The 21,034-nt window shown below is 63.7% G+C and carries 20 protein-coding genes; 9 read left to right on the top strand and 11 right to left on the bottom strand.

Annotation, left to right across the window (positions count from 1 at the left end):
• Positions 1 to 178 precede the first annotated feature (178 nt).
• From DVK00_RS02565 to DVK00_RS02555, 3 genes are all read left to right on the top strand, one after another.
• A complete protein-coding gene (locus DVK00_RS02565; protein WP_121535315.1) occupies positions 179 to 835 on the top strand; it encodes a thioredoxin domain-containing protein in 657 nt (218 codons plus the stop codon).
• On the top strand, positions 832 to 1,431 hold the full coding sequence (locus DVK00_RS02560) for a hypothetical protein (protein ID WP_101350794.1): 600 nt from the start codon (positions 832 to 834) through the stop codon (positions 1,429 to 1,431). Before DVK00_RS02565 ends, DVK00_RS02560 begins: the two co-directional genes overlap by 4 nt.
• A gap of 103 nt (positions 1,432 to 1,534) precedes the next feature.
• A complete protein-coding gene (locus tag DVK00_RS02555) occupies positions 1,535 to 2,074 on the top strand; it encodes a hypothetical protein (protein WP_101350793.1) in 540 nt (179 codons plus the stop codon).
• Positions 2,075 to 2,121: 47 nt separating this feature from the next.
• Here the strand turns inward: DVK00_RS02555 and DVK00_RS02550 are convergent, their stop codons facing one another.
• From DVK00_RS02550 to DVK00_RS02540, 3 genes are all read right to left on the bottom strand, one after another.
• A complete protein-coding gene (locus DVK00_RS02550) occupies positions 2,122 to 3,759 on the bottom strand; it encodes a methyl-accepting chemotaxis protein (RefSeq protein WP_121577516.1) in 1,638 nt (545 codons plus the stop codon).
• A 125-nt stretch (positions 3,760 to 3,884) separates the two neighbouring features.
• Positions 3,885 to 5,072: a redox-regulated ATPase YchF gene (locus tag DVK00_RS02545; RefSeq protein WP_101350792.1), complete on the bottom strand. Its 1,188-nt coding sequence runs from the start codon at positions 5,070 to 5,072 to the stop codon at positions 3,885 to 3,887.
• Positions 5,073 to 5,155: 83 nt separating this feature from the next.
• The gene (locus DVK00_RS02540) at positions 5,156 to 5,653 is read right to left on the bottom strand and encodes a GNAT family N-acetyltransferase (RefSeq protein WP_101350791.1); all 498 of its coding nucleotides are present in this window, start codon (positions 5,651 to 5,653) and stop codon (positions 5,156 to 5,158) included.
• Positions 5,654 to 5,783: 130 nt separating this feature from the next.
• Between DVK00_RS02540 and trpC the strand changes: the two genes are divergently transcribed.
• Genes trpC through DVK00_RS02520 form a run of 4 tightly spaced genes read left to right on the top strand, consistent with a single transcriptional unit; the run spans position 5,784 to position 9,518 of the window.
• Complete coding sequence (trpC, locus tag DVK00_RS02535; protein WP_121577176.1) at positions 5,784 to 6,599, top strand: indole-3-glycerol phosphate synthase; 816 nt, start codon at positions 5,784 to 5,786, stop codon at positions 6,597 to 6,599.
• Positions 6,596 to 7,858 (top strand): tryptophan synthase subunit beta, encoded by a 1,263-nt coding sequence (gene trpB / locus DVK00_RS02530; RefSeq protein WP_121511559.1) that lies wholly within the window; start codon positions 6,596 to 6,598, stop codon positions 7,856 to 7,858. The genes trpC and trpB overlap by 4 nt, the downstream gene beginning before the upstream one ends.
• Positions 7,858 to 8,688, top strand: coding sequence for a tryptophan synthase subunit alpha (trpA, locus tag DVK00_RS02525; RefSeq protein ID WP_101350788.1), 831 nt, complete (start codon positions 7,858 to 7,860; stop codon positions 8,686 to 8,688). The genes trpB and trpA overlap by 1 nt, the downstream gene beginning before the upstream one ends.
• Before the next feature lie 26 nt (positions 8,689 to 8,714).
• The gene (locus DVK00_RS02520) at positions 8,715 to 9,518 is read left to right on the top strand and encodes a 2-amino-3,7-dideoxy-D-threo-hept-6-ulosonate synthase (RefSeq protein WP_101350787.1); all 804 of its coding nucleotides are present in this window, start codon (positions 8,715 to 8,717) and stop codon (positions 9,516 to 9,518) included.
• On the opposite strand, the gene DVK00_RS02515 is transcribed toward DVK00_RS02520, so the two are convergent.
• Positions 9,515 to 10,759, bottom strand: coding sequence for a P-loop NTPase (locus tag DVK00_RS02515; protein WP_121511562.1), 1,245 nt, complete (start codon positions 10,757 to 10,759; stop codon positions 9,515 to 9,517). The genes DVK00_RS02520 and DVK00_RS02515 overlap by 4 nt on opposite strands.
• A gap of 240 nt (positions 10,760 to 10,999) precedes the next feature.
• On the opposite strand from DVK00_RS02515, the gene DVK00_RS02510 reads away from it, so the two are divergent.
• On the top strand, positions 11,000 to 12,166 hold the full coding sequence (locus DVK00_RS02510; protein WP_101350785.1) for a 3-dehydroquinate synthase II: 1,167 nt from the start codon (positions 11,000 to 11,002) through the stop codon (positions 12,164 to 12,166).
• Between the two features lie 35 nt (positions 12,167 to 12,201).
• Here the strand turns inward: DVK00_RS02510 and DVK00_RS02505 are convergent, their stop codons facing one another.
• From DVK00_RS02505 to DVK00_RS02475, 7 genes are all read right to left on the bottom strand, one after another.
• Positions 12,202 to 12,618 (bottom strand): DUF6677 family protein, encoded by a 417-nt coding sequence (locus DVK00_RS02505; RefSeq protein WP_101350784.1) that lies wholly within the window; start codon positions 12,616 to 12,618, stop codon positions 12,202 to 12,204.
• Between the two features lie 83 nt (positions 12,619 to 12,701).
• Positions 12,702 to 13,391, bottom strand: a complete 690-nt coding sequence (locus tag DVK00_RS02500) for a type I 3-dehydroquinate dehydratase (protein ID WP_101350783.1) — start codon at positions 13,389 to 13,391, stop codon at positions 12,702 to 12,704.
• A 36-nt stretch (positions 13,392 to 13,427) separates the two neighbouring features.
• Positions 13,428 to 14,456 (bottom strand): site-specific DNA-methyltransferase, encoded by a 1,029-nt coding sequence (locus DVK00_RS02495; RefSeq protein WP_101350782.1) that lies wholly within the window; start codon positions 14,454 to 14,456, stop codon positions 13,428 to 13,430.
• Positions 14,457 to 14,573: 117 nt separating this feature from the next.
• Positions 14,574 to 15,539, bottom strand: a complete 966-nt coding sequence (locus DVK00_RS02490; RefSeq protein WP_004591241.1) for a transcription initiation factor IIB family protein — start codon at positions 15,537 to 15,539, stop codon at positions 14,574 to 14,576.
• A 257-nt stretch (positions 15,540 to 15,796) separates the two neighbouring features.
• Positions 15,797 to 16,630: a DUF726 domain-containing protein gene (locus tag DVK00_RS02485; protein WP_232794477.1), complete on the bottom strand. Its 834-nt coding sequence runs from the start codon at positions 16,628 to 16,630 to the stop codon at positions 15,797 to 15,799.
• Positions 16,631 to 16,936: 306 nt separating this feature from the next.
• Complete coding sequence (locus DVK00_RS02480) at positions 16,937 to 18,754, bottom strand: flippase-like domain-containing protein (protein WP_121577175.1); 1,818 nt, start codon at positions 18,752 to 18,754, stop codon at positions 16,937 to 16,939.
• A 68-nt stretch (positions 18,755 to 18,822) separates the two neighbouring features.
• Complete coding sequence (locus tag DVK00_RS02475; RefSeq protein WP_101350780.1) at positions 18,823 to 20,541, bottom strand: radical SAM protein; 1,719 nt, start codon at positions 20,539 to 20,541, stop codon at positions 18,823 to 18,825.
• Between the two features lie 148 nt (positions 20,542 to 20,689).
• Here DVK00_RS02475 and DVK00_RS02470 point away from each other — a divergent pair, with 148 nt between their 5' ends.
• Positions 20,690 to 21,028 (top strand): hypothetical protein, encoded by a 339-nt coding sequence (locus tag DVK00_RS02470; protein WP_121535304.1) that lies wholly within the window; start codon positions 20,690 to 20,692, stop codon positions 21,026 to 21,028.
• The last annotated feature ends 6 nt before the right edge of the window (positions 21,029 to 21,034 follow it).

Genomic DNA, 21,034 nt, shown 5'->3' with positions numbered 1-21,034 from the left:
ATAGAAAGCTGGCCTCGGCACTCATAGGGCTCGTCACCAGCGGGGAGTCACCCCGGTTCGGCCCTGTGAGTTGTCGTCATCGGCCGTCAGATGGTACCGCCGCCGGCGACAAGACGGTTACTCATCGTGGCCACACAGTGGAACAAACGCTAAACCCACGCGGGTCAACCAGTCGTATATGAACAGACGACGCTTTCTCACACTTTTCGGGACGGGTGTCGTCGGCGCCATCGCGGGGTGCAGTGGTGAAGCAGACAACGCCGAAACCATTGACAGCCACCCGGCGGCCGCCGACCTCGAAGCCCAGCCCCGCCGCGGCGAACTGGGCGGCCACGTCGTCCTGGCGTTCGAAGACCCCTCCTGTCCGACCTGCCGCCGCTTCCACGAGAACACGGTGCCGGCTATCCGGGAGAACATCGTGGGGACGGGCAAGGGCGCATACGTCGTCCGGACGTACCCGGTCATCTATCCCTGGGGTGAGCCGGCGACACAGGCGCTGGAGTCGACGTTTGCCCGCGACAGCGAGGCGTACTGGGCGCTGTTCGAGCACTACTTCGCCGAACAGTCGTCGTTCGATACGGACAACGTTCTGGACCGGACGGCGACGTTTCTCACCGAGGAGACAGCGGTTGACGGCGAGGCGGTCGCACGCGATGCGCGGGAGCGAGCGCACGACGACGCTGTACAGGCTGATATCCAGGCGGCCGAGAACGCCGGGTTGGGTGAAACGACGCCGATAATTCTGCTGTTTGAGGACGGAGAGTTCGTGACGAAGGTCAACGGGAGCGTCAGCTACGACCTCATCGCCGAGGCGCTGGGAGAGCGCGACGGATGAGCATCGCACGCGGCCTCCGCCTGCCAACCACGCGCGGTGACTGGCGGCTCATGGGCCGAACGGTCAGGCTCGTACTCACGCTGCCGGTCTATGCGGCGGTCGCCGTGGTCGCTGCCGTCGTCTCGCTGACGGTATTCGTCGTCTCGCTGAACGTCCCGCTAGTGCTTGACCTCGTTATCGGTGGGTCGCTCCCGCTTGCCAGCCGGCTGCGCGTGCTCGCTGAACTGTACCCGTTTATCGGCACGTCGTTCAACCCTGCCCAGGGTACCCTGCTGCTCGTCGTCGCCGTCCTCACGGGCGTCGACATCGGTCTGGTGGCGTACCACTTCCGCGAGCACGGGCTCGACCTCCAGCAGGGTGGCGCGGGTGTCGCGGGCGTTGTTCTCGGCACACTCGGCGCTGGCTGTGCGGCCTGTGGGTCGGCGGTTTTGCTGGGACTGCTGTCGCTACTCGGCGTTTCGACCTCGCTGCTGTTTCTGCCGCTCGACGGGCTGGAGTTCGCGCTGCTTGCGCTCGTGGTGTTGACCCTCTCCATTTACTGGCTCGCAGAGGGGATGCGCGGCGGCGAGATCAACGGGTGTCCGGTCGACATCTGACTGTGTCGCCGTGCAGTCATCCGTCCGGCTCTCTCGAGGAGATATCCGTGTCAGCGAGAGAAAACGTATAGTATCGTCAGCCGAACACCCATACCGAGAAGGTATGTCCGAGACGGAGCCTCAGGTGACGGTTTCGACGGAGTCCCCCGCCGAGTACGAGCACCTCCACCGGAAGCGGAAAGAGACAGTCGGGACAGTCGAACTGGCCGAAGTCGTCGATGTGTGGGTCGGTGAGAGCGAACTCGTCTGTCGGTTCCAGTTCGACTGGGCGACCGACCCGATACAGCGGCGCTACGACCTGAACAGCGACCGCGACATCGCCAAGGTCGAGCGACTCTGTGAAGCCAACGGCCTGCAGTTCGAGCAGGTCAGTCATCTACAGGGGTCGCTGGTCGAACTCGAATACACCGGTTCCCAGTGGCTGCCGCGGCCAGAGGCTGCCTACACAGACGGTGAAGGATCGGCGGTCGAGACGTTCCGCGCGGAGTGTCGGTTGCTGGTGGCTGAGCTGGCGCAGTCGCCCGCGTTCGTCCGGCGAGGGATCGAACGCGTCCGGGAACTGTCGACGACGCAACTGATTATTGGCATCATCCTCGTCAAAAAAGTCGCCATCATTGCTTTGCTCGCTCACCTTCTGCTGTAGCCGGACGCCTGCCGGCCTGCAGTGTGTAAGTCAGTTCTTGACTCGCCTCAGTCACTCATCGCGGGTCCGGAGTCAGCAGGCGTGTCCACGCGGTCGGTCCCGGCGGTCTCGAACTGTGAGAGTTCGTCGTTAAGAGTGGTGGCGTCGTCGGCGAACCGCTCCACCGAGTCGACCATCCCGGCAACGGTCTGGCCCTGCTGCTCGACCGTCGTGGCCATTTCACGGGCGTCGGTTGCGGTCTCCCCGGCGATGTCGTTGATATCGTCAATTATCCGCACGACTTCCTGTGCGCTGGTCGCCTGCTGGTCGGTCGCTCGGTCGATTTCCTGAATGCCGCCGTTGACATCGACGGTGGCGTCGACCACATCTTCGAGCGTGGTAATAGTCTCGGAGATGGTGTTGCTGCCGCGGTCGACAGCATCTTCCATCGTCTCCATGGCGTCGACGGATGTGCCGACTTGGGACCGCAGCGAGCCGATGAGGTCTTCCACGTCGCCGGTGGCGTTCTGTGTCTCGGTCGCAAGCTGTTTGATTTCGTCCGCGACGACGGCAAAGCCCGAACCCGCTTGGCCGGCACGAGCGGCTTCGATGGACGCGTTCAGCGCGAGCATATTCGTTTCCTCGGCGATGCCGTCGATGACTTCGACGATCTCGGCCATGTCCTCGGCGATGTCGTCTAGTTGCTGGACCTCGCTTGCGGCGTTCGTCGAGTGATGGCGGATCTCGTCGACGGCACTCTGGGCTTCCGACGAGGACCGCTGTGCGTCTCGGCCGAGATTCGCAGCAGTGTTGCTCTGGTCGGCGATTTCGGCCACGGACGACGCCATTTCCTCGACGGTCGCCGAGAGGTCGCTGAGTTCGCTCGCTGCGTCGTCTAGTTGCTGGCGCTGGGTTTCTGCCCCGTCGGCGATGTCGGATGCGGTGTCGGCCACGGACTGTGTCTCAGCACGGACCTGCTGCCCGTCGGCCAGGACAGTTTCACTTCCGGTGGCGATACGTGTCGAGGTCGACTGGCCGCTGCCGATAGCAGTCTCCAGATCACTCAGAGTCTCATTGATCGCGGTCCCGACGGCGGCCATAGCGTCGCTCATGCTGTCGGTGTCAACACGGGCAGTCAGGTCGCCGGCGGCCGCGTCGTCGAGCGCCGTCCGGTACTGTGTCGCTTTCAGTTCGAGGTGGCTGCTCAGCGCCTCCATCTCGCTTCGCTCGGCTTCTGCGGTTTCACGGGCTTCTTCGGCCGCTTCGCGGGCCTCCTCGGCACGCTCCTGAGCTTCGTTTGCTTCCTGAATGTTCCGGCCGAGTGAGGCCGCCGCCCGTTCGAGTTTCGTGTATGCGTCTCCGACCTCGTCAATCCGGTCGACGCCGAAGTCGATGTCGTACTGGCCGTTGTCGACTGCCGTCGCCTTTCGATTAATTTCGATTATCGCGCGGTACATCTCACAGTAGCCCAGAAATCCGGTCACAGCGACGACGAACCCGATGAACACTGCGGCGGCTGTCACAGAGGAAAACAGCACGATAGCTAGTGCCGGTGCGCCCACAATCGACATCGCTGCCAGCAGGAAGACACGGGCGCTGAACGTCCGCCGGAGTGGCGTCGGCAGGTGCGGTTCGATTGTCATGGGCACGGTGCCGACCGCAAGCATGAGCCGGCCAAGTGCGCCCGTCGAATCATCCGTCGTCATCGAAACCACCTCAAAACAGATGACGAGCAAACGACAAAAATAGGCCTTTTCGGGTGCATGTGTTCCGTTCTTTCCGACGTATAAAAAGTCGCACCCTCAGAGTATCAGCGGTGAATCTCCCAGTGTTAGTTCGTTGTCGTGATTTCGACCACGTCGCGGTGGTCGAGTTCGGTGTCAGCGCCGATCTGGCGTTCGGTTCGCACGTCGTGCGCATGGAGGAATCCGTCGCCGATGTCGGTGTGCAGGAAGTACGCGAAGTCCTCTGCAGTCGACCCGTCTGGGAGGACGAAACAGTCCTGCAGGAAGGTCCCGTCCTCCTGGGGCTTGCGAGCGCCGGGGAACACCGCGATAGCTCCCAGTTCCTCGAACAGCGCGGTTTCGAGGGCCTGTTGGACGCCCGTCCCGCCGAACTCGGTCACGAACTCCCGAATCTGTTCCAGCCCCGCGGCCTTCTCCTCTGGTAGGTCCGCCGTCACGGTAAACTCTTCGTCGCCCGGCCGGTAGTCGAGTACGCCCTGCTCGTTGCCGTTTTTCAGGGCCTTCTCCGCGTGGGCCGAGACGGGGACGAACGTCAGGTGCTCGTACTCGGGGTCCTCGGTGACGGTTTCCCAGTTCGCCTGGGCTTCCGGGGTGTCCATCTTGTTCGCCGCGATGAGCATCGGCTTGGTCCGGATGCGAATCTCGCGGGCCAGAGCCTCCTTGTCCGCGTCGTCCCAGGTGTCGGGGTCCAGTTCCAGGTCCAGGGCGAGCACGACCTGCTTGATCTCGTCGGCGTTGATCTTGAACGCTGACATCTGCTCGGCGAGGTCGTCCTCGATGGCCTTGTCCTCGCCGTGGTAGCCCGAGCGGTAGCGCTCGATGCCTTTCTCAAGAATATCGAGATACCACATGTCCAGCTCGTCTTCGAGGAAGTCAATGTCCTCGCGCGGGTCGTGGTCCTCAGTGGGTTCACCCTCCAGGTCCGTCTCGCCGGTGAAATCGACGACGTGGACGAGCACGTCGGCCTCGTTGAGGTCTGTGAGGAACTGATTCCCCAGCCCCTTCCCTTCGTGTGCGCCGGGAACGAGGCCGGCCACGTCGACAAGCTTCGTCGGGACGAACCGGACGCCGTCGGTGCAGTAGCCGTGGTTGGGCGTGCAGGTGTGGTCGAACTCCGGGGCCGCACAGTTGACGCGGACGTAGGCTTCGCCCATCGACGGGTCGATTGTCGTGAACGGGTACGCGCCCTCGGGCACGTCGTTCATCGTCGCCGCATTGAAGAACGTGGACTTGCCGACGGAGGGCTTGCCGACGAGTCCGATCTTGTAGCTCATTGCACCGACGAAGCGGTTTCAGCGGCTTAAACGCTGTTACACGAGCGACGAGAGCGTGTGAGTCACACGCAACGGGTGGGAAATTACACTGTCCGCTCGTACACGTTCACGGGGTGTTCCTGGCCGCCGAACTCGGCCGTCCGCTCGCCGATCTTCTCGAAGTGGGTCCGGTAGAACCCGTTGCCGACTTCGTTCTCGGCCAGCACCTCGTCGCGTATCTTCCGCACGGAGAGGTCCCGCAAGTGGCCCTCGCCCCGGCGAAGTAGTTCGGTCCCGATACCCTCGCCCCAGTAGTCCGGGTGGACGTACAGGTCGAGGTCGCCGAACCCGGTCGCGTCTGTCATCCCACAGCTCATGTACGCCACTACGTCGTCGTCGGCCGTCGAGACGAACAGTCCGACCTCGTCGAGTTCTATCATCCGTTCTAGTACCGGCGGCGCGTACCCCTCCCTGAGGTGGTCGTTTACCGTCTCCGCCCCGAGGATATCGTCGTACACCGCGTGCCACGCGGCCCGTGCGACCCGACGGATATCTGCGATATCCACCGATTCGGCCGGTCGGATGGCTGTCTGGAACGACATATGTGAACATCCAGCGTGAACCCTCATAGAACTGTGGTCTGGCTGACACCGTCCGGTATCCGCCGTGGTCCGCTTCGCCTGAGATAATAGGGCAACTCTTATGTACACTTCTGTACGTTAGTGTTCAGTAATGGACGACAGTGAGGAGATAGACCCAGCGGTTCAGTCGATTCTCGACGCGGCGCGGGAGCGCGGTGGCGGCGGCGACAGGGTGTCGGTGTCGCCCCGGTCGCTGTCGGACGCCTTCGACGCGGTGGCGGCCGACGGACGGACGCCGGTCATCGCCGAAATCAAGCCCACGAGTCCGACCGCGGACGGCGAGCGGACCGACGACCCGGTCGACCTCGCCCGCCAGATGGTCGAGGGCGGCGCGGCGGCGCTCTCGGTGCTGACGGAACCAGACCACTTCGGCGGGTCGGCGGCGGCGCTCGAACGGGTTCGCGATGCCGTCGACGTGCCCGTTCTGCGAAAGGATTTCATTCTCCACGAGGACCAGCTGGACGTCGTCGAGGCGGATGTCGTCCTGCTCATCGTCCGCTTTCTCGAAGCCGACGGGGCGGACGACCTCGCGGACCTCCTCACGGCCGCACGCGAGCGGGGCTTCCAGGTCCTCGTGGAGGCCCACACCCCGGCGGAGGTCGAGACGGCGCTGGAAGCGGGCGCGGACATCATCGGCGTCAACAACCGCGACCTCGCCGAACTCGACGTGGACCTCGGAACGTTCGAGTCCGTCGCGCCAGACGTCCCGGAGGGCGTCACACTCATTGCTGAAAGTGGCATACAGACAGCAGACGACGTCACACGGATGTGCGATGCCGGTGCGGACGCCCTGCTAATCGGCTCGGCGATCATGGACCACGACGCGGCGACGGACGTGGAAGCGAACACGCGGCGACTGACACGCGCGGACACTGATGCAGTTGAGACGACACCTACAGACACATGAGCACTGACGACGCATACGACCCCAAGTTCGGTGAGTACGGTGGACAGTACGTGCCCGAGGCACTGATGCCAGCTATCGAAGAGCTGACCGACGCCTACCAGCGGTACGTGCTGGAAAACGAGGACGGCTTCATGGACGAGTTCCGGGAGCGGCTGGCCGACTTCGGCGGCCGACCGACGCCGCTCCAGTACGCGGACCAGCTTTCTGCCCGGTACGATACCGACGTGTATCTCAAGCGCGAGGACCTGCTCCACGGCGGCGCACACAAGCTCAACAACGCGCTCGGGCAGGTCCTGCTGGCGAAGTACATGGGCAAGGAGCGCATCATTGCCGAGACCGGCGCGGGCCAGCACGGCACGGCGACGGCGATGGCGGCGGCCCACCTCGACATGCCCTGCGAAATCTACATGGGCGAGACTGACATCGCGCGCCAGCGTCCCAACGTCTTCCGCATGCGCATCAACGGCTCCGAGGTCAACCCTGTCACGGTCGGCCGCGGCACGCTGAAAGAGGCCATCTCCGAGACGATGCGCGACTGGGCGACCACCGTCGAGAACACCCACTACGTCATCGGGAGTATCGTCGGCCCGCACCCGTTCCCGAAGATGGTCCGGGACTTTCAGGCGGTCATCTCTGAGGAGGCCCGCGAGCAGGTTATCGAGAAGACCGGCGGGCTGCCCGATTCGGTCCTCGCCTGCGCTGGCGGCGGCTCGAACACCATGGGCACCTTCGCCCACTTTGTTGATGATACCGACGTCGACCTCTACGCCGTCGAAGCCGGCGGCTCCTCGCTCCAGGTCGACGAGGAGGAGGGCGTTGCGCCCAACTCCGCCACTCTCTCGACCGGCGACGAGGGCGTCCTCCACGGCGCGCGCACGAAGCTCCTACAGGACTCTGATGGCCAGATCATGGAGTCTCACTCCGTTTCGTCGGGGCTCGACTACGCCGGTGTCGGCCCGGAACTGGCCCACCTCGTCGACGAAGACCGCGTCACGCCGGTCAACGTCGACGACGACATCGCGCTAGAGGCGTTCCACCGCCTCTCCCAGGACGAGGGTATCATCCCGGCTCTGGAGACGGCCCACGCCTTCGGCTATCTTGAAGAGCACCACGACGAAGTCGGTGACTCTGTCATCATCAACGTCTCCGGCCGTGGCGACAAGGACCTCGAAATAGCCATCGAAGAGACCGCGAAGCGCGACCTCGATATCGCGCCGGACATGTCTATCTTCGAGCGCGTCGGCGGAGGTGGCCTCTGATGGGTCTTGAACGCGCCTTCGCCGACGAGCCCGCCTTCGTTCCCTACCTCGCGGCCGGCGACCCGAGTTACGAGGCGTCGCTAGAGTACGTCGAGGCGCTGGCTCGCGGCGGGGCAGACGTCATCGAACTCGGCCTGCCGTTCTCCGAGCCCATCGCGGAGGGCAAGACCATCCAGAACGCTATCGTCCGCGCGCTGGAAGCCGGGATGACGCCCGACCGCTTCTTCGAGTTCGTCGAAGACCTCGATGTGGACGTACCGCTCGTCTGTATGACCTACTATAACCTCATCTATCAGTATGGCGAGAGCGAGGGGCCGCGCCCCTTCGTCGAGAAGGCCGCCGCGGTGGGCATTGAGGGGCTCGTCGTCCCGGACCTCCCTGGGGAGGAAGCCGGCCCGCTCCGGACGGCCTGCGACGAGTTCGGGCTCGATCTGGTGTTCATCGTCGCGCCGACGACGAGAGGCGACCGGCTCGAACGGATGCTCGAACAGGTGTCGGGCTACGTCTACGTCCAGGCACGTCTGGGCGTCACTGGCGCACGAGAGAACGTGGACGATGCCACCGAGGAGTCGCTGGCTCGCCTCTCAGACTGGAACGTGCCAAAGGCCGTCGGGTTCGGCATCAAGACCGGCGACCACGCCGAGCGAATCGTGTCTGCCGGCGCTGACGGCGTCATCGTCGGCTCCGCGCTGGTGGATATTGTCGCCGAGGGCCACGAAAACGGCGATGCTGTCGGTGCGGTAGCCGACCGGCTCGAGGCGAAGGCTCGCGAACTCAAAGAAGGTGCGCTCCGGGGCGGACCAGAACAACCGCAACCGGAACGCACATAATCGTACTTGCCACACTGTCTCATATCATGACTGCAGGAAAACGCGCACGACTCGAACGCATCGGGACAGACGACACATACGTCATCATCCCGATGGACCACGGCATCACGATGGGGGCGGTAAAGGGCCTCAAAGACATCGAATCGACGATTGACGCGGTTACCAGCGGCGGCGCAGACGCCGTCCTTACCCAGCGTGGCATCGCCGGACGGGTCCACCCCAACAAGAACGACGCGGGCTATATCACCCATCTCAACGGCTCTACTACTATCGGCCCGGACGAGCAGGACAAGCGGACCACGGGAACGGTGGAAGACGCCATCCGCGCCGGGGCCGACGCCGTCTCGTTCCACATCAACGTCGGCAGCCAGTACGAACCCGAACAGATCGAGGAACTCTCCGAACTGACGACCGAAGCCAGCCAGTACGGCCTGCCGGTACTGGCGATGGCCTACGCCCGTGGCCCTGACATCGACGCCGAGAACGAGGACTACAACCAGTCCGTTGGCCACGCCGTCCGACTGGCCGAGGAACTGGGCGCGGACATCGTCAAGACCGGCTACACCGGCTCTGCCGAGACGTTCCAGCACGTCGTCGAGTCCACGTCACTGCCGGTGGTCATCGCCGGCGGCTCGAAGGGCACCGACGAGGAGACCGTCCGGATGGTCCGGGGAACGATGGATGCCGGGGCCGCCGGCGTCTCGATGGGCCGCTCTATTTTCCAGCACGACGAACCGGAGAAAATCGCTCGCGCCGTCTCCGCTGTCGTTCACGACGACGCCACCACCGAAGAGGCGCTCCGCGAGGCCGGACTGGCCGTCGAGGCCTAAAAGCCAAACAGCGACCGCATTCGCGAACCGAGACCGTCTCCGTCGCTGGCATCCGCGTCGCGCTCGCTTGGCGTGTCCGACGGCGAGTCACTGGGTTCTTCTTCCGGTGTGTCGGCACCTCGTGACACACCGCCGTCTCGCTCTACCTCGTCAGCATCCTGTTCTGGCCCGTCCATCGGTGCTGGTTCGCTCTCCACCAGCTCAGTCCCGTCGATTACCGACGGGGTTTCGGCTTCGTTTTCGGTGTCCGTCTCCGAAGCGGCTGGGTTATCGAGGTCGCTCAGCTCGGCCCCGTCGTCTGCCGCTGGCTCGTCCTCTCTGTACTGCTCGGCTGGCGCTGGACCGATCAGACAGCTGTCGTCCCTGATTGCGTCCGATGGGGGGACTGTCTTGCCGCCGTCGGTTGTCCCGAGGCTGTGGCTCTGTGGTGGCTGCTCCGTTGGCCGGGCCTTCGGTTCTAGGTCGTCCGAGTCAGTGGACTCCTTCAGAGCGCCTGCGTTTGTGGTGTCGGTCGACGCCTTCTCGGTGTCGACGAGCTGTTCGGATATCCGCTCGTAGGCAATCGCGGCACCGCTGTTGGGCGCGTTCCTGACGACGGGCGTGCCACTGTCCTGTGAATGTGGGACGGCGTCGTCTTCCGGCACGTGGCCGAGCAGTTCGACGTTGAGAAACGTCGCGATTTCATCGGCACCCGGCGACGCGCCTGTCCCAGACTTCGTGAGGATCAGGCCTCGAACCGGCGCATCGACCCGCTCTGCGAGTTCTTTGGTGTTCGAGACGTTCCGTATTGATGCCACCCGCGGTGTCGACACGAGCAACACGTCGTCGGCGAGTTTGAGCGGCTGAATCGTCTCTTCGCTCAGTCCCGCCGGGGTGTCCAACAGGACGATGTCGTGGTGCCACCTGAGGGTTTCGACGATACCGGGCAGCCGGTCGAGGTCGGTGTCCGCGTACCCTTCAAGTGTGGTCCCGCTCGGCACGATTGACAGGTTCACGTCGGTTTCGTACATCGCGTCCGTGACCGACGCGTCGCCGGCGAGCACGTCGTGAAACGTCGCGTGCTTGTCAGTGTCGATGCCGACATCGAGAAAATCGACGAGGTTCGCCATCGCCAGGTCCATCTCCACGACAACGGTCGAGTAGCCGGCCCTCGCCAGCAGTGTACCGAGGTTGATGCTGGACGTCGTCTTTCCGACCCCCCCTTTCGCCCCGGCAATCGTGTAGACGTGGTTAGTAACCATCTGTAGCTGGACCGTATTTTGTAGTTACTTTATTAGTAAAGCTTATTGATAAGTTTACTGGCTAACAATTAATTACGATAATCGGATGTAGATAAATAACAAGTGTCGTATTTCTTCTGGTTCTAATTCCAGGAACCCACCCGAATCGCCTGTCGTACCCATTTCTCTTCTCTGTTCACCACTCGACAGACCCACCCGGGTTCCGCCACGTTCAAGCCTCGCCGTTGCGGACGTGGGCGTATGACTCGAAGCGTCTGGCTCAAAGCCGACAGCGAGGTCGGCGACTGGGAGACACGGAAACGCCGGATAACCGCTGGTATCGAGGCCGGCGTCGACTGGGTACTGGTCGACGAGGACGATGTCGAACGCGTCTCGGAACTCGGCGAAATAAACATCGCTGCGTTCACCAACGGCGATGTCCACGTAATGGAGGCCGAGGCAGCGGACTCAAAGGCCGACGCCACCATCGTCGGGAAAGACGGAGAGGGCGACGGCACGGTCGACCTCCCGTCCGACTTCTCCGGGTCCGCGGACCTCTCGACGCTCCGGCAGAACGGAGCCGCTCCCGACGGCGGCTACGTCCGCATCTTCGACGAGGACTACGAGGCCTTCGCCGAGGCGGTCGCCGCCGAAGCCGACTTCACCATTGTAATCGGCGAGAACTGGCAGATTATTCCACTCGAAAACCTCATCGCCCGCGTCGGCGAGGAGACGGACCTCATCGCCGGCGTCCGGACCGCCGAAGACGCCCGAACGGCCTACGAGACGCTGGAACTGGGTGCCGACGGCGTCCTGCTAGATACCGACGACGTCGACGAAATCCGCAAGACGGTGGAGGTCCGCGACGAGATGGGACGGGAATCGCTCGACCTAGAGTACGCCGAGGTCACCGCCATCGAGCAGACCGGCTCCGCTGACCGCGTCTGTATCGACACGGGCAGCCTGATGGAACACGACGAGGGGATGCTCGTCGGGTCGATGGCTCGCGGACTCTTCTTCGTTCACGCAGAGACGGCAGAATCACCGTACGTCGCTTCCCGGCCGTTCCGGGTCAACGCCGGCGCGGTCCACGCCTACGTCCGGACGCCTGACGGCGGGACGAAATATCTCTCGGAACTCCAGTCCGGCGATGAGGTCCAGATAGTCGACGCGAACGGTCGGACCCGCGAGGCTATCGTCGGCCGCGCGAAAATCGAGAAGCGCCCGATGTTCCGCGTGCAGGCCGAAACCAAGGACGGTGACCGTATCGAGACGCTGCTCCAGAACGCCGAGACAATAAAGGTCCACACCCAGAACGGCCGAACCGCCGTCACGGACCTCGAACCCGGCGACGAAATTCTCATTCACCACGAGGATACGGCGACGCACTTCGGCGAACGGATCGAAGAGAGCATCATCGAAAAGTAAGCCGACCCCATTCGGGGCTGACCGCAGCCGTCGGGCTACTGCTGGTCCGCCTCGAGCGGGTCCAGTTGCGTCGTACACCAGTGACAGAAGTCGATGTCTTCGTCGAGTTCCTTGCCGCAGTTCGGGCACGTTGTGCCGGCTTCGACTTCCGTGGCCTGATTTTCGTTGACCGCGACCCAGTAGGCGTCGACGACGTTGAGCGTCGTAATCACAACCGAGCCGATTGTCACTTCGGTGGGTCTGGACTGATACGACGACGAGATAGCCTCTACGCTTAGCTGGGTGACAGGGTCGATAGCGCCAGTGACGACGAACACCACCGACAGCATGAACAGTAACCCGAGCCACAGCAGTCCCCGCACCCACTTACGGAGGTAGAAATGTCCCAACCCGGGGAAGATGAACGCAAGCACCACGGCCAGCAACGGCCGCTTGCGTCCTTTGCCAGTCATACTCAGCGAGTCTATCTCGCATACCCCTATATCTTCCGAAGGATCCCTGTCCGGACGAAAGCCCCGTACAGGCGGCTCCCCCATCAGCCGTCGCTCTGTAGCTGTCTGACCAGCGTCCGGAGCGTTGCGAGGTCGTACTGACCCGGCGCGGTCGCGTCAGCGGGATCAACCGGTGCATAGCCGATGCGGGAGCCGTACAGCGGGGCAACGGCCCGGGAGTGGCGACCGGCCGACCCCATGCACATCGTGGCGACCTGTTTGCCCGCGGTGGTCAGCGCTCGGGTCGCCCCGAGCATCGCCAACACGTCGTCGGGCGACTGGGCTGTGCTGGCCATCTTCCCCACGTCGCCCTGAGCGCAGGCCCGTTCGAGCCGACTTACAATCGCCTCACGGGCAGGTGTGGACTCGAAGTTGTGCGTCGAGACGACCACGGACGCATCGCGGTCGCGGGCAGCGTCGGCGACGCGGCCAGCGTTGTGGTCGCCGGCTCCCTCCAGCGCTGCGAGTTCGAGGTCGACGGCCCTCACAGCGTCGTGTTCGAGCGCAGCTTCGAGTGTATCGAGGCGGCCTGCGGTATCAGCGGCCTCGCCACCCTCCCACGTCGGTCGGTTCGTGACGAGTATCGGGAGATCGCCGTCGTAGGCGTCCAACTGTGCCAGCGGCTCGTCGGCGAAATCCATCCGTAACTCCAGCCCGTCGGCGTCGGCGCGAGCGGCCGGCTCCACCCCAAGGTCGTCGGTGGCAGCGAGCAGGGTGAACGACTCGAAGTCCATGGGTCGGCTTGGACGGAGTCACACAAAAAGGCGTGCTTACTCGACCCGCTCGTGGACAGCCCGAAAGCCGTCATCGGTCGCTGTGACTGAGTCAACCGCGTAGAACTGGATCCGTTTTTCCTGTTTCGTGTTGACGACGAAGTCGTACTGCTCGGCCTCGTAGCCCGGTTCCTTGCCGTCGGCGCGCCGTTGCTCTACCCACGAGCGGTGGTCGGCGAGGCGCTCCTGAGCGATGGTTCGGGAGCGCTCCGGAGCGGTGGCAACCCGATCTTCCAGCGTCGACAGCAGGTCCGGGTCGCGGTCCACGCCCACCGAATTGCGGCCGGCGACCATCGCCGCCAGCGTCGTCGTCCCGGTGCCGAGAAACGGGTCGAGCACGGTGTCGCCGTACACCGAGAACATCGAGATGAGCCGATAGGGCACCGTCAGCGGGAAGGCTCCCGAGCGGTCCCGGAGCCCGTCGTCGAGGTCCTGCGTCTCGCCGGGCAGTTCCCAGAGGTCGGAGAACCACTCGTTGCGCTCCTCCCAGAAGTAGGCGCTCTCGTAGCGGCGGTCTGCGCCCGGTTCGAGGCGGCGGCGCTCCCCGTTGCGGAACACGAGGATGTGTTCGTGTTCGAGCGTCGGATAGGCGTTGGGTGGCACCATCCCCGAACCCATGAACTTCGCGCCGCTGTTGGTTGGTTTCCGCCACAGAATATCGGGCAGCGCCCGCAGGCCGTGGTCGGTCAGTCGGTCGGTTATCTCCGCGTGGTTGGGATAGGAGCGAAAGCCGTCCGCCATTGATCGCGTCGCGTCCCCGACGTTGATGCAGGCGATGCCGCCGGGGACCAGCACGCGCTCTATCTCAGCCCACACCGCATCGAGCACGTCGTGCATCAGGATAAACGCCCGGTCGCCGTCCCCGCGGTCCAGCGCCGCCCCGATGTCGGGGTCTAACTCTGTGAAGATGTCGTCCCACATCTCTATCATCGGATAGGGCGGGGACGTGACCACCAGTTCGACGCTGTCGTCGGGGCAGTTGAGCGTGCGGGCGTCACCGGTTCGAACCCGGTGTGTCGTCTCCATACCGGTCCCAGCGGGCGGGCCGACTCTAGTCTTGCGGTTATCGGTCGGTGAGTCTGCTCGCTGAGCGGTCGATACTAAAAAACGCTCTCCGACGCTCCCCTGTGACACCTGAACGGGTTACGCGACGGGCAGGTCCTGCTCGGCTTCCAGCAGCTCGTGGTAGCGGTTGCGGATGGTGACCTCGGAGATGTCGGCGACCTCGGAGACGGCGGCTTGCGTCGTCTTCTCGTTGGTCAGCAGTGCGGCGGCGTAGACGGCGGCGGCGGCGAGGCCGACCGGCGACTTCCCGGAGTGGACGCCCTGTTCCTTGGCGTTCTGGAGGAGCTGACGGGCGCGGTGTTCGGCCTCGTCGGACAGTTCCAGCGAGGAGGCAAAGCGCGGGACGTAGCTCTCGGGGTCGGCAGGACGGACTTCGAGCGAGAGTTCGCGGACGACGTAGCGGTAGGTCCGCGCGATTTCGCTTTTCTCGACCCGGGAGACCTCCGTGATCTCGTCGAGCGAGCGCGGGACACCGGCTTGGCGCGCGGCGGCGTAGACGGACGCCGTCGAGACACCTTCGATGGAGCGGCCGGGCAGGAGGTCCTCGTCCAGCGCGCGGCGGTAGATGACGCTGGCCGTCTCGCGGACGTTTTCCGGGAGTCCGAGTGCCGAAGCCATCCGGTCAATCTCACCGAGGGCCTGCTTGAGGTTGCGTTCCTTGGAGTCCCGCGTTCTAAAGCGCTCGTTCCACTTGCGCAGGCGCTGCATCTTCTGGCGCTGTTTACCCGACAGAGAGTTACCGTAAGCGTCCTTGTCGCGCCAGTCGATATTGGTCGAGAGGCCCTTGTCGTGCATCATGTTCGTCGTCGGTGCGCCGACGCGGGACTTCTCGTCTTTCTCGCTGGAGTCGAACGCGCGCCACTCGGGGCCGCGGTCGATCTCGTCAGACTCGACGACAAGGCCACAATCCTCACAGACTGTTTCGCCGTGTTCGTCGTCGATAACGAGCGAGCCACTGCACTCCGGGCACGCCGTGCTCTCTGATTCCGTCGACTCCGTCGTCTGTTCTTCACGTTGCTGTCGTGTCCGTGTGTGTTCACTCATTGGTTGCGAAGGCGGGTGCTCACCGGGTGGGAGACATCACAGAACCCGGAGGCAGTCGGTAACACTGTATTCGAACGAAAGTCATTAAAACATTCCGGTATTGTCATCGAGACCACCGATACACGTCACGAAACCCACGTTTGTGCATCAGTCGCATGACCATTCATATAATAGCTGTCGGGTATTTTCGGGGTCAGTTCCCACAACCCGGTTATAATTGCGTACAATAAGTAGCGCCACCCCTTCGTTGTCACTGCCTACTGAAATGTTTCGACGACAGCGGGCAGACACCCCTCCCCGGGCTCGTAATAGGAATTGTGGTCGGCAACGGCCGCCGTGACATCGTAATCGGTGTAATTCCCGGGAGCGTCTTCGGGACTCTGGACACCCTTTTCACCGACTGCTTCCGTCCACTCCGCAGCACTGAATGCAGTCCCCAGCACCACGTCGTCGTCCTTGTGGAAGTTGTCGAAAGACGCGGTGGCGTACTTGATGGACTCGCCGTATGTCTCATCGACCTCAACGACGGAGTCACCGATAGCGCCCCCCAGTAGAGCTACCGACTCGACTGCATCTTCGCGTTCACGCTCGTGGAGCGACGCCATCGTTTCCACAGCCACTTTCGCACCGAGTGAATGGCCGAGTATCCGGACTGGTAGCCCACCGCTGTCGTTGTGGTCGACAACCCACTGCGCGAGCTTCGGACCGTTCTGTTCGGCGATGGCGACCCCTTCGCTCCAGCCAATGCCGTCGCCCATATCGGCATCCCAGGTGAACCCCACGGTGAACTGGTCGTACTCGTTCGCTTCAAGCCCGATCTGACAGGTGTAGGCGGCGTCTCTGGCATCCGTCTCCCCGAGGCTCCAGCCATGGACGAAGATGACGAGTTCCGTATCGTCGTTAGTCCGGTTAGACTGCCAGTCCCCGACTGTTTCGTACTCTGTCTCTGTATATTTGGCCTTCAGTTTACCGTCGTCAGTGAACTGCTCACGTGTCGAAACGAGCGGGAACTCCGCTGGAGCCGTGTACTCTCCGTCATCACCGCCGAGCTTGCCCCCTCGCACAGAGCCACTCGTACCGAGTGCTGCCATCGATGCCACGGCACCAGTCGAGGCTCTGAGGAAACTGCGTCGCGTTTGCCCGTCCAGTTCGCTCGATCGTATGCTACGTTGAAGCATAGCAAAATCGCGTAGCTTTCCACTTTATATAACATTAACTATTATGATTAACATTGTTAGTAAAGACTCCCTTATTTGTAATATTAATAAAGAAGGGAACCGCCTGAGGACTGCTAGCTGGACGCGAAGTCTCAGTGGGGCGTTGTTGTATCGGCCCGAGTGTTGCCAGCGCAATCCCAGTCGAGTGGGGTGCTGTTGCAGGACGCGGCGGCACTGCGATCAGTCGTTCGTTTCCGGTTCGATAGCGTCCGTCGACTGGGACTCCTCGACGGCTGTGGTCAACGAGACGTTGAGCCAGGCCATAGACACGACGCCGCCGATGATGGTGACGATGTTCTTGACCGCGTGGTCGACGATAGCGACACCGATGGCCGCGGCGACGCCGACCGGTGTTAGCGACGCGACGATGACGGTGAACGCACCCTCGTAAAGACCGACCCCGCCGGGCGTCAGCGGCAGAACCTTGGCGAGGTTCCCAACGCTGACCGCGAAGAAGCCAACGGCAACCAGTGACGGCGTCAGGCTGTAGCCGAAGGCCGCAAAAACGATTAGAGCCGTTATCACGTCGAACGTCCAGATCAGGAGACTTCCGATGCCGACACGAGTGAACGCTGACCCATCAGCGGCCACCGTCTGTACGTCACCGACGAACCCCTCGATAATGCCGGCAACGTAATCAGCATAGGAGTCACCGCTCAGTCGCTCGATGACGGCCCGAACGAGGTTGCGGTCGCTCCGCGCACTGGCGACAATAGCCACCACGGCTCCGATTGCTACAAGGCCAACACCACCAGCTACGGCCACGGCAGTCCGTCCGCTGCTGGCTGCGTCGCCGCCGACTGTATCGCCCGTCAGCGCCGTCAGCAACTGTTCGGCCGACCCCGTTACAGCCAGCCCGATCATGACGACACCAGCAAGTAACGTTATCGTCAGCAGATCAAACACCCGCTCGACGGCCAGCGACGCGAACCCGGACGGGTACGGAATCGAACGACGCGCTTTGATAACATACGCTCGGACCGCGTCACCGGCTCGCGCCGGGAACACAAGGTTCCCGGTCTGGCTGATGAATACCGCCCCCGTCAGGAAGCGCCACCGCTCCCGATACCCCATCGAGACGAGGATGTCCCGGTAGCGGATGCCCCGGAGCGGCCACGAGACGGCGTAGACGACGGCGCTCAGCGCGACGATTTCGGGCGCTGCCCCGGCCATCTCCGCGAGGACGCGGTCGGGGTCGAGGTACTGCGTCATCAACAGGAGGGCGACGACGACGAGCAGCGTCCCTGCGCCCAGCGACACCTCACGGGTAATCCGGGGGCTGACCGACAGCTCCCAGAACGTCCGGAGAATCTGGCTGCCCATGCCGAACACGTCCCGGACGATGTCGACCTTCGAGTCGCCCTTGGGCGTCCAGTCGACGGGGAACTCCTTCACCCGGTAGCCGTTGCGCTGGGCCTTCACGAGCAGTTCCGTGTCCCAGAACCAGTGTTCGTCTTGGACGAGGGGCAACAGCGTCTCCAGCGCCCCCCGGTCGAAGGCCTTGAAGCCACACTGGTGGTCCCTGATGTCCGACCGGAGGAGCGTCCGGACGAGCGTGTTGTAGCCGAAGCTCGGAACCCCCCGCTTGGCAGGTCTGTCGGCGCGGTTCTCGGGCATCCAGCGCGACCCCGTCGCCACGTCGTGGCCGTCGACGCGGACGGCGTCGACGAGTTCTTGGAGGTGCCCCATGTCCGTCGCCAGGTCGGTGTCGAAATACACCAGCGTGTCGCCGTCGGCCCGCTCGAAGGCGTACTCCAACGCGCCCCCGCGGCCGAGCCGCTCGTCGCTGTGGACGTGTCGGACCCGGCTGTCCTCGTCTGCGAGCCGCGCCGCTATCTCCGGCGTGCGGTCCGAGCACCCGTCCTCCGCGACGATGACCTCGAACGCGTCTTCGGGGAGAAACGAGGCGAGCGTCCCGACCGTCGTCGAGACTGTGCTCTCGATGGTGTCTTCCTCGTTGTAGGCGGGGAGAACGACGCTCACCTCGACCGCAGTCATACGCTCTTGGTCATCCCCGGAATGAAAAGTACTTTCCGTTCGTTACGCTCCCGGGACGGGAACGGCAGTTAGTCAGCGCCTTCCCCAGACTGGGTAGTCGCGAACCGCTCGATGGACGCGACGTCGATGTCTCCGACCGACTCGTAGGGTCTGTTTACCACCACGTCGCCGGCGGTGCTGCGGCCGATGCCGGGAATCGCGGTGAGTTCGTCCATCGACGCGCTGTTGAGGTCCAGCGGGTAGGGGACCCCGGTGACCGATCGGTAGCCGTGGTCCGTGACCGCGATGTCGACGACGCTGCCGAGTTCGCGCTCGCCCGGGATGCCCACGAGAAGCGGGTAGGTCCCCAGTTGCCGGCCGAAGGTCTTGCCGTCCTGGTGGTACTCTAGGTGTACGTCGGGCAGGACGGTCCCCGGCGGCGCGACCCGCTGGAGCATCGGGTTATCGATGGTCTCTCGGACCTCGCGCTTGTACTGTTTGAACAGTTGCTTGTGGTCCTTCGCGATGTCCGCGCCGGTGTCGGCCATGTCGGTCCCCTCGAAGGCCATCACCTGGCGGATGTTCACCCGCCGGAGCATCAGCCCCTCGTCGTAGACGCGCTGGAGGAACCGTTTGTTGTGCTCGAAGGTCTCCCGCGTCTCGCCTTTCAGCCCGTGGACGAGGTTGATGCCCGGCAGGAGCTTCGGGAGCCGGCGTGCGGCGTCGTCGCCGAAGTTGGGAGCAGTGTCTCTGTCCCCTCCCGGCCGCCAGCCGGCTACCTCGTTGACGATTTTCACCGCCTCGAAGCACTGGTCGGCGGTGACGTTGAGGTTGTTGTCGCTCATCACGTTCGGGTCGGCCGACTCCAGGCCGAACGCGGCGGTGTCGCCGGGCGTGTTGTGCTCGGCGATGATGCGGATGCCCTCGCGGGCTTTCTCCGGCCACTTGACGACCGTGATGGGGTTCATGTTGTCGAGGTGCAGCGTCTCCAGGTCCGGCGCGACCTCGCGGATGCCGCCGTAGAGCCGCCGCAGGGCGTCGGGATTGGGTGCCTCGCCGTCGCCGCCGTAGGCGAGGATGTCGGCCTGCCGCCCGAGTCGGAAGTGCTTCACGCCGCGGTCCGAGAGGGCGTCGACCTCGTCGACGACGCTCTCGGGCGGCCGGAAGTCCGGGTCGCCGTACATCGGCTCCGTGCAGAAGGAACAGCGGTACGGACAGCCCCGGGACGTCTCCATCTCGCAGATGAGGTAGTCGGGGTGGTTCGGGTGCTGTTCGACGACGAACGCGCCGGCCCGGGCCCAGCGGGTCTCCTCCTCGACCGAGCGGTAGCGGTCGTTGAACCCCTCCAGCCCGGAGTCGACGAGGTCGTACACCGCGGCCTCCACGTCGGCCATCGCCAGGAAGTCGAAATCGAGGTCGTCGCGGGCCGTCTCGCTCGCGCCCTCGTTGGCCTCGCCGACGCCGAAGCGGACCGGGCCGCCCATCAGCGAGGTGCCGTCGGCCGTCCAGGCGAGTTCGCGCACTTCGTCGGGTTCCGCCGGCGTCCCGCCGACGTACTTGCCGGGGACGGTCATGCCGCCGACGTACACCATGAGGTCGGCGGCCTCCACGTCTCGCCAGACTGCGTTATCCTCCCGGAGTTCGTCGATAGTGTGATACGTTATCTGCTCGCGGGGGACGCCGGCGTCGACCAGCGCGCCGGCGGCGTACCGCGGGTACGTCGAGATGTACGGCGGCACCCCGAAGTGTGCGGGCTCGTCGACGTAGCCGTCGACGATGGTCACGTCGAGCGTCTCGGGGTCAGTCATACCCGCCGCTTGACGCTCGACACTCAAAACCGTGTCTGGTCAGCCGTGGCGACATACACGGCCAGGTGCGGGCTCAAGAAAACGTAGTCAGTACTATCGCTACCCTCGGTTGCAAATCACTTTCTCCCAGCCCGCGCCATGGCCTCGTATGGAACGGGTCGAATTTACTGTCCGTGGCGCGGACGCGAGCACGCTGCCCAGGGCGTTCCATGACATTGATGAGGAGAACCGCGAACTGTATGACGGCAACGGGTTCGTTGTGGCGGTTACGGAGAACCACTATCGCATGGAACTCACTGAGGTACAGGCGACGACCGTGCTGGAGCTAATAGATGAGACGACTTGCGAGGTGACGATCATCGCTGGCGGCGGCGGATACGGATTGACGGCCGATGCGGGTGGCCGTGAATCCGAGGAGGCTCGAAAGATCAGGCGGCGGCTCGAAACGTTCTGTGAGGATCGTGACCTCACTGTCGAACGGATGTAGGCCAGC

Origin of the sequence: Haloarcula sp. Atlit-47R (assembly GCF_003665985.1) — an archaeon.
Lineage (GTDB): Archaea > Halobacteriota > Halobacteria > Halobacteriales > Haloarculaceae > Haloarcula > Haloarcula taiwanensis.
Note: the sequence above shows the minus strand (reverse complement) of the source record. Positions and strands in the feature narration are given on the sequence as shown.